The organism is Cupriavidus nantongensis (genome assembly GCF_041726985.1).
GTDB classification, from domain to species: domain Bacteria; phylum Pseudomonadota; class Gammaproteobacteria; order Burkholderiales; family Burkholderiaceae; genus Cupriavidus; species Cupriavidus nantongensis_A.
Genome location: NZ_CP168302.1, coordinates 1,174,335 through 1,188,303, shown reverse-complemented (window position 1 = coordinate 1,188,303; position 13,969 = coordinate 1,174,335). Strand labels below are relative to the sequence as shown.

General features: G+C 59.4%; 12 protein-coding genes. 9 read left to right on the top strand and 3 right to left on the bottom strand.

The window, feature by feature from the left end; translation table 11 throughout:
- Positions 1 to 9 precede the first annotated feature (9 nt).
- The 6 genes from ACEI37_RS05060 to ACEI37_RS05035 all read left to right on the top strand — a co-directional run bounded on the left by ACEI37_RS05060 (position 10) and on the right by ACEI37_RS05035 (position 8,325).
- Complete coding sequence (locus ACEI37_RS05060; RefSeq protein WP_373377631.1) at positions 10 to 1,473, top strand: DUF3375 domain-containing protein; 1,464 nt, start codon at positions 10 to 12, stop codon at positions 1,471 to 1,473.
- Positions 1,457 to 2,146, top strand: coding sequence for a DUF4194 domain-containing protein (locus tag ACEI37_RS05055; protein WP_373377630.1), 690 nt, complete (start codon positions 1,457 to 1,459; stop codon positions 2,144 to 2,146). The genes ACEI37_RS05060 and ACEI37_RS05055 overlap by 17 nt, the downstream gene beginning before the upstream one ends.
- 11 nt (positions 2,147 to 2,157) lie before the next feature.
- Positions 2,158 to 5,571 (top strand): ATP-binding protein, encoded by a 3,414-nt coding sequence (locus ACEI37_RS05050; protein WP_373377629.1) that lies wholly within the window; start codon positions 2,158 to 2,160, stop codon positions 5,569 to 5,571.
- Positions 5,572 to 5,573: 2 nt separating this feature from the next.
- Complete coding sequence (locus ACEI37_RS05045) at positions 5,574 to 6,782, top strand: Wadjet anti-phage system protein JetD domain-containing protein (RefSeq protein WP_373377628.1); 1,209 nt, start codon at positions 5,574 to 5,576, stop codon at positions 6,780 to 6,782.
- 144 nt (positions 6,783 to 6,926) lie between these two features.
- Entirely contained in the window at positions 6,927 to 7,241 is a 315-nt protein-coding gene (locus ACEI37_RS05040) for an H-NS histone family protein (protein ID WP_373377627.1), read from the top strand.
- Positions 7,242 to 7,830: 589 nt separating this feature from the next.
- Positions 7,831 to 8,325 carry a hypothetical protein gene (locus ACEI37_RS05035; protein ID WP_373377626.1) on the top strand — a complete coding sequence of 165 codons (495 nt, stop codon included), beginning with the start codon at positions 7,831 to 7,833 and terminating at the stop codon, positions 8,323 to 8,325.
- Between the two features lie 89 nt (positions 8,326 to 8,414).
- Here ACEI37_RS05035 and ACEI37_RS05030 read toward each other — a convergent pair whose 3' ends face one another.
- Positions 8,415 to 8,753, bottom strand: coding sequence for a hypothetical protein (locus ACEI37_RS05030; RefSeq protein ID WP_373377625.1), 339 nt, complete (start codon positions 8,751 to 8,753; stop codon positions 8,415 to 8,417).
- A gap of 45 nt (positions 8,754 to 8,798) precedes the next feature.
- A complete protein-coding gene (locus ACEI37_RS05025) occupies positions 8,799 to 9,233 on the bottom strand; it encodes a hypothetical protein (RefSeq protein ID WP_373377624.1) in 435 nt (144 codons plus the stop codon).
- Positions 9,234 to 9,448: 215 nt separating this feature from the next.
- On the opposite strand from ACEI37_RS05025, the gene ACEI37_RS05020 reads away from it, so the two are divergent.
- Positions 9,449 to 9,940, top strand: a complete 492-nt coding sequence (locus tag ACEI37_RS05020; RefSeq protein WP_373377623.1) for a hypothetical protein — start codon at positions 9,449 to 9,451, stop codon at positions 9,938 to 9,940.
- Positions 9,941 to 9,944: 4 nt separating this feature from the next.
- On the opposite strand, the gene ACEI37_RS05015 is transcribed toward ACEI37_RS05020, so the two are convergent.
- A complete protein-coding gene (locus ACEI37_RS05015; protein WP_373377622.1) occupies positions 9,945 to 11,123 on the bottom strand; it encodes a glycosyltransferase family 9 protein in 1,179 nt (392 codons plus the stop codon).
- A gap of 472 nt (positions 11,124 to 11,595) precedes the next feature.
- Here ACEI37_RS05015 and ACEI37_RS05010 point away from each other — a divergent pair, with 472 nt between their 5' ends.
- A complete protein-coding gene (locus ACEI37_RS05010; RefSeq protein WP_373377621.1) occupies positions 11,596 to 12,273 on the top strand; it encodes an alpha/beta hydrolase in 678 nt (225 codons plus the stop codon).
- A 50-nt stretch (positions 12,274 to 12,323) separates the two neighbouring features.
- Positions 12,324 to 13,946, top strand: a complete 1,623-nt coding sequence (locus ACEI37_RS05005; protein WP_373377620.1) for an AAA family ATPase — start codon at positions 12,324 to 12,326, stop codon at positions 13,944 to 13,946.
- Positions 13,947 to 13,969: the final 23 nt, after the last annotated feature.

The following is a 13,969-nucleotide window of genomic DNA, read 5'->3' as shown; positions in this document are numbered from 1 at the left end:
GAGGCACCGATGAGCTCTGTCAAGACCATCGCCCAGCTCAGGCAACTGCGAGAGCAAGCGCTTTGGAAATTGCTGGCGTCGCACAATGCTCCAGTTGTCCTTGCCGTGCTACAGGAGTTGCTCCTGGGCGAGCAAAAAATGATTCCGGCGTCGGCCCTCCATGAAAGACTGACGCAAGAGCTTCAGCGCCTTAAGCAGGCCGGTGAAGATATGGCGCAGACTCCGCAAGCGTATATCGCAGCTTGGCTATCGGAGGGCTGGCTCAGCCGAAGACTGCCGGTTGGCGCCCCGGAGGAGCAGTACGAACTGACGACGGATGCGATCACGGCGATTCGTTTTCTGCAAGGCGTTATCCGACCGCGGGCAGTCGCGACAGAAAGCCGACTGGCAACGGTTATGCAGCAGTTGACGAGGCTTGCCGACGACACCAACCCAGACCCTGGCAGCCGCCGTGAAGCACTGCTTGCCGAGCGCGCCCGAATTGACAGGCAATTGGAGGACCTCGGGCGAGGCATTGTCGACACGCTGTCAACGGAGCGCGCACTTGAGCGTACCCGTGAAGTCATTGCCCTGGCAGACGACCTTACCGCGGACTTTCGTCGAGTAAGAGACGATTTTGATTCGCTCAATCGTCAACTCCGTGCAGATGTACTCAACAATGAGGGAAGCCGCGGGCAGGTTTTGGAACAGCTTTTTGCCGGTATGGACCTCATCGGTGAATCGCCGGCAGGAAAAACCTTCTACGCCTTCTGGCGACTGCTTACCGATATTGAGCAGTCGACCATCTTTTCCGAAGCGCTGACTGAAGTTGTGAGTCGGGATTTCGCGAAAGAACTGAGTTCCACCGAGAAGCGATTCCTACGGAATCTCACAAATCGCCTTGTAGATGAGGGCGGATTGGTACACGAGGTGCTGCAGACGTTTTCTCGTAGCCTGCGCACGTTTGTTCAAAGCCGCGAGTATCTTGAGCAGCGGCGGTTTGCAAAGGTGTTGCGCAATTCGCAACGCGATGCCTTGGCGATTAAGGACGATGTTCGTACCAACCAGGATATCGGTTTCGAGCTTTGGATGACAAGCGCGCGGCTCCGGTCGGCATCGCAGTGGAATCTGTACGACCCCGCGGAGCGTATGCAGGATGCAAGCATGCGTGATGCCCCGGAGTCCTCGATGAGCCTGCAACACATCGCCGACATGGTGAGGAACTCCGAGATTGACTTTGCCTTGTTGAGGCGAAACATCTATGAATTCCTTCGCGAAGCAAACGTCGTCGGCATCGATGAACTCGTACGAGCCTACCCTCCAACTCAGGGTCTGGGGTCAGTGGTGGGCTATATCTATCTAGCCATACGACATGGTCAGGTAACTCCAAGTCAGGTGAAGGTCAGTTGGTGCGGGATGGACGGAACGCATCGCGCGGCGAATGTGCCGTTGGTCTATTTCCTAAAGGAAAAGCAATATGAATTTTCCCGGTGAGAACGATGTCGATGACGGTGACCTTGAGGAAGTCGACGCTGACGATGATGCGATCGAGAGTGAAGTTCGTTTTGGAGGCGACACCGGTACTCTGCCTGTTCCTGCGCGGCGTGTACTCGTACGTTTGCTACAGGGCCCATCGTTAGATGCCCGCCGACACGAAAATCTCTGGAACGGAATGAAGCGGTACGAGAGCGCACTTCGCTCCCGGCTTCATGATCTATTTCTCGATTTGGTTGTGGACAACCAAGCGTGTGTGGCTTTCACGAGGCAAGTCACTTCGGAGGAGGTGAATATCCCGATTCTCCTGCGTCGACAGAGTCTCAACTTCATCGAGTCGGTGCTGCTTCTGTTCCTGCGCCAGCGATTGACATACTCCGACGCTCAGTCTGAGCGGGCGGTTCTCGACCGGATGGAGATGCAGGAGTACCTCAAGGCGTTCGAGCGGAATGACAACGTGGACATTTCGCGTTTCGGCCGTCAGATTGAGGGCGCTATCGAAAAGGCGAAGAAGATAGGGGTGCTAATCAAGCTCCCTGGCTCGGACGAGCGTTATGAAGTATCGGCCTCCTTACGGCTGCTGTTTCCGGTTGAGGGGATTGAGGCACTTTCTGCAGCATATCGGCGCTACGCGCCTGTGGATCCTGCTGGCACGAAATCGGAGGATATGTAATGGACGCGAGTATGCCTACCCTCGCCGCGGCGCGCCAAGGAGACCTCGGCCTCTTGCCAGGTCGAGAGTTCCAATTTCAGCTTCGACGTATCCAAACCTATCGATGGGGCACCTTTGAAGACCTATACGACATTGACGTAGCAAGTCAGGGTCATTTGGTGCTTGGACCATCGGGCTCCGGGAAGAGCACGTTGCTGGACGGCCATACGTCGCTACTGACTCCTCCGCGCTGGTTGGATTTCAACGTTGCCGCTCGGACTGCCGAAAAGGGTGGGGCCGCGGATCGCAGTCTTGCAACATACGTTCGCGGAGCGTGGGCGACGCAGACGGGCGATGAAGGGGAGAAGGTCAAGCGCTTCTTGCGAATGGGCACCACTTGGTCCGCTATCGCTGAGACGTACCGAGATAGCACCGGGCGGGTAGTCGTTCTCGGTCGCATTCTCTGGATTAAGGGGAATGGCTCGGCGAATGGCGACGTCCACCCTCTGTTCTTCATGACCGAGCGCGAGTTTTCCTTGAAGGAACTCGAGTTTTTCCCCCAGGCAGGTGCCGGCTTTGATGTTCGTAAGCTCAAAGCCACGCTGTCGGATGTGTTCTTCACCGATGAGTTCAGTGGCTACCAGAGCAAGTTCACGCGTTTGTTCGGAATCGCCAGCGACAGGGCCCTCCGCCTGCTGCATAAGACTCAGTCAGCCAAGGACTTGGGCGACCTGAACAAGTTCTTGCGGGATTTCATGCTGGATCCTCCGGAGACGTTTGCGGTGGCGGAGACTCTGGTCAATGAGTTCCAGGTCCTCAACTCGGCCCACGAGGCCGTCCTCACCGCTCGCAATCAGATTGAAGCATTGCAGCCAGCGAGGAGCGCCTTGGCAGAATATGAGCAGGCAAGTGCGGTCTTGTCTGTTCTCGCGGAAGAGCGTTTAGGCATTGACTATTTCCGAGAGCAAAGGAGGAAATCGCTCCTGGATCTGCTCCTCGACGAATTCACAACCAAGCAGCGTGGTGTCATCGACAGCATCGAGTCGCTGAAGACGAAGGAAGGGCAAGAGGAGAGCGCTTATAACGAGCTGCTGGCCAAACGCGCTGGAGAGGGCGGAGACATACTGGCTGGCCTCAATGAGCGGTTGGACAAGGCCGAGCGGGTACGACTGCCACAAGTCAGCAAGAATCATGAGCGCATGCGCAATGCCTGTTCTGAGCTTGAATGGGCAACGCCGACGAACCCGCAAGCATTCGCCGAGGCACAGGTGGAAGGGCAGCGGATCGTCGACCAGCGTGATTCGATGAGTCAACGCCACGAAGAGGAGCTCGACAAGCTTAAAGAGGAAAAGCGGAATGCAGATGAAAAGTTTGCCAAACTGCTGACTGAAATCCAGGCAATGGAAGCTCGGACGTCGAACATGCCGTCTCATCTGCTGCAGATTAGAGAGCAGATGAGCCGGGCGTTGCGGATTCCAGAGGAATCACTCCCATTTGCAGGCGAGTTGCTGCAAGTGAAGGCTTCGGAAGGGAGGTGGACCGGTGCTTTGGAACGCGTACTGGGCGGCTTCGCGACGTCGATGCTGGTTGACGAGGACCACTATCCTGATGTCGCGCGTTATGTCGACGAGGTGCACTTGGGACACCGGCTTGTCTACCTGCGCATGATTCCGCGTACAGCGCAGCCGATAACAGAGCTTTCGCCCCACTCACTGGTGCGGAAAATGGATATCGCGCCGAACTTCAAGGCATGGTTGCAGGAAGAATTGCGTAGCCGATTTGACTATGCGTGCGTGGAATCGTCTGAGGACCTTCGGGGCGTGGAGCGTGGCGTAACCGCGGCGGGCCAGATAAAGCACAGTCGCACGCGCCATGAGAAGGACGACAGACGGCGACTCGATGATAGAAAGAGCTGGGTGATGGGCTTCTCCAACAAGGAGAAGCTGGACGCGTTCAAGGCGGAGGCGGCGGAATTGGCGCCAATTGTCGAGGAGACGCGGAAGGCCATTGAAAAGGCCCGTAATCAGGCGAATCGTCAGCGCGACCAGGTAATGCATTGCCAGAGCATTGTCAACTTGACATGGGACAACGTGAACGTCGCAGCAGCTTTGGACGAGGTGAGAAACCTCAGGGAGCGAATCGCCCAGGAGCTTCAGGATCGTCCTGAACTGAGCATCCTCGATGAGCTCATCTCGGAACAGAAAAAAGTGTGGAACGTCGCGGCCGCAGCACGGCAGGCCGCTGAAGGGGAAGCCGCCGAAATCGAAAGAGAGTTGACCCGGGCGAGGCGTCAGCTCTCGGACATCCCGGAGGATCTGCTTTCCGTCAATTTGACCCCGACTCAGGAAGAGGGACTGGAGCGGAGATTCGCGGCAACTGGCCGCAAGCTCACGCCGGATAACGCAGATCAGATTGCGAGTGCCGTACTCAAGGCGATCTCGGCGGAAGAGCTTGAGACCACATTGAAGTCAACGGACATCAAGGCACGCATCGAGCGACTCCTGAATGCGTTCTGTACCAAATGGCCTGCAGAAGCTCAGGGGTTGGATCCTAGCCTGGAGGCGGCTCCAGATTTTATGGCCAAGCTTCACCGTTTGGAAACGGACGGCTTGCACGTATTCGTCGCCCGTTTCAAGAATCTTCTCCGGGAACAGAGTGACCAGAACCTGGCAGTCCTGCATACACGCCTCGACCAGGAGCGTAGGACTATCCAGGAGCGGCTTGACCAGGTCAACGCGAGTCTGCGTCGGTGCGCATTCAATGAGAACACCTACCTCGAGATTGACTACAAGGATAGACCGCCGCTCGAGGTTACGGAGTTCCGCAAGCAACTACGGTCAGCGCTCAGTCATAGCTTCAAGGACGATGACGACGAGGAGATGGAGCGCCGGTTTGCCGTACTCAATGCGGTTGTGCAACGGCTAGGCAGCCAGCAGCCGCTAGATGTCAAATGGCGCAATGTCGTATTGGACGTGCGTCTACACGTTGAGTTCTCCGCCACCGAGTTCGATGAGGATAGGAACGAGGTGGAATCGTATGACAGCGGGGCAGGGAAATCAGGCGGTCAGCGCCAGAAACTCACCACCACATGTTTGGCGGCGGCACTTCGTTATCAATTGGCAGGGGAAGATGGTTTATGGCCAACTTACTCGACGGTGGTCATGGACGAGGCATTCGACCGCGCCGACAACGAGTTCACCGCCATGGTGATGAACATCTTCAAGAATTTCGGGTTTCAGGTGGTCGCGGCAACGCCTGTGAAGAACGTGATGGCATTGGAGCCATTCATCGGTGGGGGCTCCTTCGTAAGCATCCGGGATAGGAAGTACTCCGAAGTGCTCGCGATTACCTACGTGGGCGAAACCGGCCGGCTAGACCTTCCGGCGGAAGCGCGCGATGTTCTGGCTGAGGAACTCGCTGAAGAAGCGGATGAGGAGGGGGCTTGAGTATGTCGAAGCGACTCTCTCCGACGCAAGTGCGTGCAGTCGTAACAAAGAAGTGGGATGCCCATCACGCAAACTGGCTGGTCGATCCAGATAATGCGCTGGGATGGCCGCAGACGTTCAATCTCAATAGCCTATCCGAGAAGGACGTCCTCGCGGACCTCGCCGGAACGCGCGAATGGGTTTCGAGTTGGCGGAAGTGGAGTGGGACAGGCGGGACAGTCGAGTGGAATTCGCGTCGATGGACTTCGGGCGACCAAGAGTTGCCGGCCAGGCTCGTGCTCGCCAGCCCGTTGGAGATGGCTCAGTTCCTGGGGCGGGATGCCAGTTGGGTGAGAAGTGCTGCCCGGTATGCCGCATGGTGTTCGCAGTTTCCAGGCCTAGCTGGCTCAAAGGCGGTTGCCCGCATCTGCGACGACGTACTTATCCACTACGACGACGCCGACTTCGCGCGGTTGACGAAGCTGCTCCAATGGCTGGTGGCCAATCGCTCCTCAGGGTTATATCTGCGCCAGTTGCCTGTCGCGGATGTTGACACCAAGTGGGTCTGGCCGCGCCGAGGGATCGTGCAAAGCTTGATCCGTCATATTTTGAGTGATAATTCTGATTCTGGCTTCCATGCCCTTTGCGGCCTCCGTCCGGATCCGGTTCGCATGCGGATGCGAGTCTTATGCCCGCGGTTACGTATGGCAGTCGGGGGGCTGTGTGATATCGAGGCTCCGATAAGCGAGTTGGCGAGATTAGAACTCGAGCCACGCGTTGTGATGGTCGTCGAGAATCTCAACACGGGCGTTGCATTGCCAGATGTCGACGGCGCTGTTGTCTTCATGGGCCTGGGAATGGCTGTTGACCAGCTCGAAAGCATTACCTGGCTTCGCGATGCTGAGCAGATGCTGTACTGGGGCGATCTAGATACCCACGGCTTTGCCATCCTTGCTCGCGCCAGGAAACGATTCCCAAATATCGTCTCGCTGCTTATGGACGAGGAAACGTTGTTCTCCCATAGGATCCTCTGGGTTCGTGAGCCGTCGCAGAGCAAGATTGAAAGCCCCGAAGGTTTGACCGAGTCGGAACTAGATACCTACGCAGGACTGCGCACTGACCGGTGGGGCGACAAAGTGCGCTTGGAACAGGAGCGTATTGGTTGGCCAGCAGCGTTGTCTACCATACGAGAGGCCTTGAGCTGTCCTCGTCAAGCCATTCACGCCGCCTGAGAATCGGAGAAGTAATGTTCTCGCAGTGACCGCCATTGTGAATTTCTTTGATGTATTTTTTTGCGACGTGCATTGTATCCGTACGTCTGGATAACGCATGATAATGTGCTTTCAGATACCTGTTTTTGTAAAGCGAGGCGTTGAATGGCAACATACGAGCAATTGATGACTCAGAAGGAAGCGCTTGAGGCGCAGTTGGTTGAAGCGCGCGCGACTGAAGTTAGCTGGTGTTATCGAAGAATTCAGATGCTGATGACTGAGTATGGTCTGACGGTTGATGACATCGCCACGAAGCGTCGCCGTGGACATCCGGCGGGAAGCGGGGCAGCCAAGGCTGCGCGTGCCCCGCTGCCAGCCAAGTATCGCGACCCGAAGACGGGTAAGATCTGGTCCCGTCGTGGTCGGGCGCCGGCGTGGTTAGGCAAGAACCAGAATCGGTCCTTGATCGCAGAAGAGTGAATGCCTAGCGAACATAGTGGCGCATGCCCAAGGCATCCAATGGAAGCGAGGCTAGCTGGAATCGCTATCGCCGGGTACCTCTAGTGGTCTTCCGTGGTAACTCCTCCCCCATCAATGGCTCGCCAGGCGGCCGAAGCTGGCAGAGTCAATTTCGCGGCCAAGCGGATTCTCACGCGGGACTTGAGCTCTTCTATTGTGCGGAATACCTCGACTTCGTTGCGTTCCTTTGGTTACGAATAGCGACGTCCCCTTATCGAGTCAATGCTGTAGGCACCGCAAGGCGATCGCGAAGGTCGTCGAGAGTCGGGTCAGGTCAACCTCCTCCATCCCCTCCATCGCATCGAACAATTCGGGACATTTCTTCGGTATCGCACGCGCTAGCCGTTCTATCTGACTTTGAAGCGGCTGGTTGCCAATTCCGCTGTGTAGCAGGGCCTCCTGCTAGGACGATGTCGTGCCCCCAGCGCTGGAATTCTTGCACGCTGGGGGGGTCTATGTGTCCGGCCCACATAGAGCGCTGTCTCAAACTTGAACTTTCTACTGCTTAACTTAGGCTGCGACGATCGTGTAAAGCAGATGGGAGATCGTGATGAGCAATCATGATTCAAGAGTACGCATAAGCCCGGGAGCGATCCTGTTAATGCCACTCGCGCTGATAACTGCAGGTTGCGCAGGGATTAAATTTCATCCCGAGCGGCGAGATGATGGACTGACCTATTTCGAGACGAAGCCGTATATATTCGTCGCCGTCGACAAGGCCTGCGTCTCAACGGCCACCGTAGTAGCGTTGCCAAACAAGGAGCGATCCCTTACGTTCGCATCGGGATATGGCTCCGCAGACCTGTCCGTCAATTTGTCGTCGGGGATGATTACGTCTGTCGGTCAGAAAACTGATACGAAAGTACCGGAGACAATGACCGCCATCGGCGGCTTGGCGACAGCTGGCATCTTGAGTAACGGCAAGCAAGTAGTCTGTGAGCCATCTGCTACGCTTTATCCCATCACCGATGGCCTTCCTCAGACGACGAAGCCAGTTCCGTTTCCTAAGCCGAAGCTAGTCGAGGTAGGGGGCGTGACGAAGTAGGGAGATGTGCGAAGCCGGCCATGCCGGCGCCCGCTCATAAAGTTGTTCGCGATTTCTCTGTGTGACGATGGTCGCCAACACGTGAGAGCTCACTTCAAAGTTGTGTGTCGGCGGGATCTGAGCAAGTGCAATGTCTGCGAATCCGGCATACCAGCGTAGGTTTTTGAGATGCCGAAGTCTTGTTCTAGCTGCGAGAACCACGCAGCTCGGAGCTTTCCCAAGAACTCATTGATTGCTGGCGCCACTTCACAGGGAGTGATGGGAATCCAAATGTCGACTCGTGCAAGCGAGCCGGGGACAACTGCGGAAAGATTGCCTGCGAACACGATGGCGATATTAATGCTCGGATAATCACGCTTGGCCAGTATCTCTTGTAGCAGCGCACCCAGGTGGCCTGGGTCTAGGGCAGAGTTGTTATCGTTGGCCATCAACAGAAGGCCTACAGGGTCTGCGATGTTAAGCGCCTGTGTCGTTTATGCGATCTGATTTGCTGCCCTTCTCACGGCGCGTTCGAGAGGTATCCGGTAAAGCTCGGCGATCCTTCGTGCGTCATCTGAGAAGCCGGCGGTGTTCATCCGAACGTCGCCGAAAACGATGGTTGGAGCTTTTCCGGCTGCTAGTTCGTGGGCATACAGCTGGGAGGCCTTTTTGATGACCTTCTTGTCGTTGATTTGATCCTTCTCCAAGCATTTCAATTCGGCCACAACCGAGTCGGCCACGAACGCGAAGTCGGCGTTTAAGTGGCCGGGTAGCCTACCCAAGAGATCGGTCACGCGGACGCCTCCAAGCGGTTTGACCAGAACGCGACTGGTGGCTGCCTGAGAAAGCCAGCTCGGACCAACCTGGGACCTGAGGCGCGCCAGCTCCGTCGGCGTCGCGAGGCGACCGAATTGGGAATAGATGCTCATGTGGGCGAGTTCCGTTAACTCGTCGTGGCAATGACTTAGCGGTGGTAAGTGCAAGAAAATTTAATGTCCGAGGTTAACGAGGGCCACGCACATCAGGCGCTTGCCGGGCATCAGCCTGCGCAAGATGTCGTCATTTCACCGCATGGGAAGTAGCACCATCAATTCCGTACAGTGGAATTGATGGGCTGTGCATCGGCCTCAAGGCGGCCACGCCGATGATGGTCGAGGTCGCGATGCAGCACCGGATCAACGTCGGGCTGGCGGTGGCCGAGGCCGACGAGATGGTCTACCTCGAGTCGTTCCGCTACAACCGCCGCCAGTCGCTGCGCACGGTGGTGAGCGGACAGCGCATCCCGATGGCGCTGACCTCGCTCGGCCGCGCCTACCTCGCGACGCTGTCGCCGGAAGCTTTCAGCGCCATGATGCGCGCCATGGCCGACAAGCACCGCGGCCGGGGCTGGGGCGAGCTGCGGCGGGAGATCGAGGCGGCGGTGGCCTGCGTGCATGACAAAGGCTACTGCGTCGCGTCATGGCAGCCCCAGGTCGTGGCCATGGCGACACCGATGCGCGTCGATGGCTATGCCGTCCACGTGCTGAACGTGAGCCTGTCCACGCCCCTGGCGGCCGACGTGGTCGAGGCGACCCTGGCGGCGCCGCTGATGAACCTGGCCGCGGCGATACAGGCGCAGCTGGCGCGGGAAGCGTAGGGCGCTAGGAGGCGGCCAGCAAGGCCATCTCTGGTCGGGGCGACTGCTGGAGCTGGCCCGCCTCCGCTTGCGATGATCGCCGGGGCCTGGGCTCGGCGCCGCGCATCGAGGCCACTACCGCGCGCAGTACCTCGTCGACCTTGATCAGAGCCATCGGCTGCAGGCGTTCGGCGGCGGCTAGATCCGGGTCTATTGCCGCGTGCAGCACCCGGTGCAAGTCCTTGTCCTGATACGGGCCGGTTTTCTTCGGACTCGCGGTGGCAAAAAGGCTGACGGTTCTTACCTTGAGCGCAATCGCCAGATGGAGCGGGCCGGTATCGCCGGTGACCAGCACCTTCATGCCCTGGATCACGGTAACCAGCGTTGGCAGCGTGGTTTGGCCGACGTGGCTGATGACGCGTTGCCGGTGCTGAGGCGTCAGCCCCGCCATGAACCGGGCGGCGAGGGGGCTTTCCTTGTCGGACCCGATCAGCGCGATCATGGTGTCTTCCGCTTCGGCGAGCAGCGCTTGGGCCAGGCTGACAAAGTGTTCGACTGGCCAGCAGCGGATCGGCTGTGACGCGCCCAGCTGGAAGCCAATCACAGTTTTCGCCGGCGGACTGCCGATGGCAGCACGGACCGGCACGAACATCTCGGTGTTGGTCGTGTCGCAGCCCAGATGCCCCACCAGGTCCAGCTTGCTCTGGATAAGGTGGCCTTCGTCGCGGGTCCGGGTAGCGGCTGCGAGCCATCGTTCCTGCCCGGGCAGTTCATCATCGTAGATGTTCTTGAACAGGTAGGAACAACCGGCGAAGACCGCGGCGATCAGGTCGTACGGTGCTTTCGAGTGCAGGATCACCGCCACCTGTGGCTTGCGCTGGCGCAGCCGCCAGACGGTGACCGCGAGGGTTCTGGCCTTATGGTCCCAGAAGACGATATCGTTGACGTCCCGGCAGGCGCTGACCAGGTCGCGGTTTCTGGGATTCGCCACCAGCGTGATCCTTGCGTCCGGGTATCGGTTGCGCAGGGCCCGGATTGCCGGGGTATTCAACATGAAGTCACCCAGGGCTGTGGTCGAGAATACGACGATGCGGCTGAACTTCTGCTCGTGGACGGGCGAGCGCGCGGCTTTGGCGCCAATACTAAGGAGTCGGTAGGCCCCAATGCAAAGATTGGCCAGCGACACCTTCCACTGCTTTGACATGTTTGTTGTCTCTACGGATTGGCCGCCTGCTATGGCGGGCAGCTCAATGCGGCAATGCCGGTTTCCAAAAATAAAAATCACCCGATGCCCCAAGCGCGCTGATATTGGCGATGGCGGCAAAGGGTTGCGTTTTGCGGGGGATACGTCAGACCTTCGCAGTCATCAAAGCCATGAGCCGATGCGAAAGCCGTACTGGAGCAGGATCGGGATCCACGCGGTGACGGCCGCCGGCTGCAAGAGGTGGACATCCTGACCACGCCGGCGAGCGAAAAATACGGAACCGGCCGCAAGTTTACCGGAGATATCGGCAGATTTTGACCCTGCCTTTAGGGGTACACCCGAATAGCGCGCGCACGGCGCCGCAGTGGAGGCCGCTTTACGGGCTAGCCGGGTACGGCGAGGGCTCCAATTCGAGTGGCGGAAACGCTCTTTCGTATGTAATATACAAAATATCAAGTGCCCCTGACGTGCCATGCTCGATCCTTCGCTGTTCGGTCGGCTGTCCTTTGTGCCGGCGGATCCGGTCCATCCCCCGTTGCCGCCCGGACGCCATCCCATGACATTGGTGGACGGGCGCCACGCCCAGTTGTTCGTTCCCGAGGGTCTCGATGCCGGGGTTCCGGTGCCGCTGATGGTCATGTTCCACGGCGCCGGCGGCTTCCCCGAAAAAGTCCTGCCCCATCTCGAACCGCATGCGCGGCAGCGCAAGTTCCTGGTGCTGGCGCCGCATTCGCTCTACCCCACCTGGGATATCGTCATTGGCGGCAACGGGCCGGACCTGCAGCGGCTGCACCAGGCGCTGGCGGCGGTGACGTCGCACTACCGCATCGATGCGCAGCGGCTTGCCTTTGCCGGATTCTCGGATGGCGCCAGCTATGCGTTGTCGCTGGGCATTACCAACGGCGATATTGCCAGCCATGTGATCGCGTTCTCCGGCGGCTTCATGTCGGTGTTCATGCAGACTGGCGTCCCCAAGGTATTCGTCGCGCACGGGTTGGCCGACGAGCAGTTGCCAATTGCCACCAGCGGGCGCGCGCATGCGGCCAAGCTGAGGGCCGCTGGCTATGACGTGCAATACGTCGAGTTCGACGGGCCGCATGTCATCCATGCGCCCGTGGTCGAGCGCGCGGTCGATTTCTTCCTGCAGTGAAATTTGGCCGCTGGCCGGCGCGGCCACGCCATTGAACGGGAGTGCGGTACATGGATTTCGAGATTCCGGAGGCGCTGATCCATCCCCTGCTGGCGATGATCGAGACCGGTTCGCCGCTGGCCCGGCAGCTGCAGCAGCATGGCGTGTGCCACGGCAATATGCTGGTGTCGAGCAAGCTGTTCGATGCGCACGCGCTCAGTTCGCTCTATACGCTCAGCAAGACCCGGAACGAGCGCGCGCTGATGTTCCAGATGCTGGCGCTGGACAACATCTACAACGCGCCCCAGGCACGCGTGATTCCGGGGCTGGACCAGCTGGTGGCGGGGCTGGCCGCCTACCTGTCGCGCGATGCCATCGACGGCTGGCTGTACCAGCGCAACCGCGACGGCGTGCTGTTGCCCTGGCTGGTGCGCCGCATGCGTTATGTCTTGCCCGAGCAGGGCATGGCCTACGTGGTGGTGGACCTGCTTGCCAACACCATGCAGTCGGCCAACTCCGCGCTGACCGACCATCACCTGCGCCGCTCGGGCATGACCACGTCGATGGTGATCACGCGTGACGATATCGCCAACCGCACCATCCCGGAGCTGTTGGCCGAATTCGGCTTCTACAAGGAGTGCGCGGAATTCCGCCAGGAGTATGAACAGCATGCGCAGCGCTTCGTGCGCTTCCAGCGCGGCTTCGGCGCGCAGTTCGTCGCGACGCGCGCGGCGTTCGCGGTCGATGCCAAGGGCGCGGCGGAGCTGATCCCGATTGCCGATGCCGCGGGCGCGCGCTGCGTGAACGACGAAGAGCGGCTGGAGCGCCGTTTCGAGATGACCTGCGATCCGTCGTTCTGGCGCGAGGCGGGCATCATGGAGGGCTTCGAGCGCGTGCCGGTGCACGGCTACGTGCACCTGTTCCACCTGGAGTGGCACCGCAATATCTGGGTCCACGTGCAGCACCTGGCCGAGTACCGCTACCAGCCCGCGCTGCGCGACAAGCTGGTGCTGCCGGCGCACCACCGCGACCTGATCGACATCCTGACCTCGCACATGAACATGCTGGCGCCGGACTTCGTGCCGGGCAAGTCCGGCGGCACCACCATCCTGTGCCAGGGCGCGCCAGGACTTGGCAAGACGCTGACCGCCGAGGTCTATGCCGAGGTGGTGGGCAAGCCGCTGTACCGCGTGCACTCGGGGCAGCTGGGCACCACCGCGGCGTCGGTGGGCGCCACGCTGATGACCATCCTGCGCCGGGCGATGCGCTGGAATGCGATCCTGCTGCTGGACGAGGCCGACGTCTATATCCGCCGCCGCGACAACGACCTCGAGCACAATGCCATCGTCGCCGAGTTCCTGCGCACGCTGGAGTACTTCAGCGGCCTGCTGTTCATGACCACCAACCGCATCGGCGACGTCGACGATGCCATCCTGTCGCGCTGCATCGCCACCATCCACTACACCACGCCGTACCGGGAGGACGCCGTGCGGCTGTGGCGGCTGCAGGCCGAACAGTTCGGCGCCGAGCTGGACGATGGCCTGATCGACGCGCTGACCGACGCCTACCCCGCCGCGAGCGGACGCGACATCAAGGAGCTGCTGAAGCTGGCGACGCGCTACGGCAAGGCCAAGGGGATTGCGCTGTCGATGGATGTGTTCCGGTTGTGCGGGCAGTTCCGCGGGATCGGCTGACCACCGCGGCATACCGGCAAAGG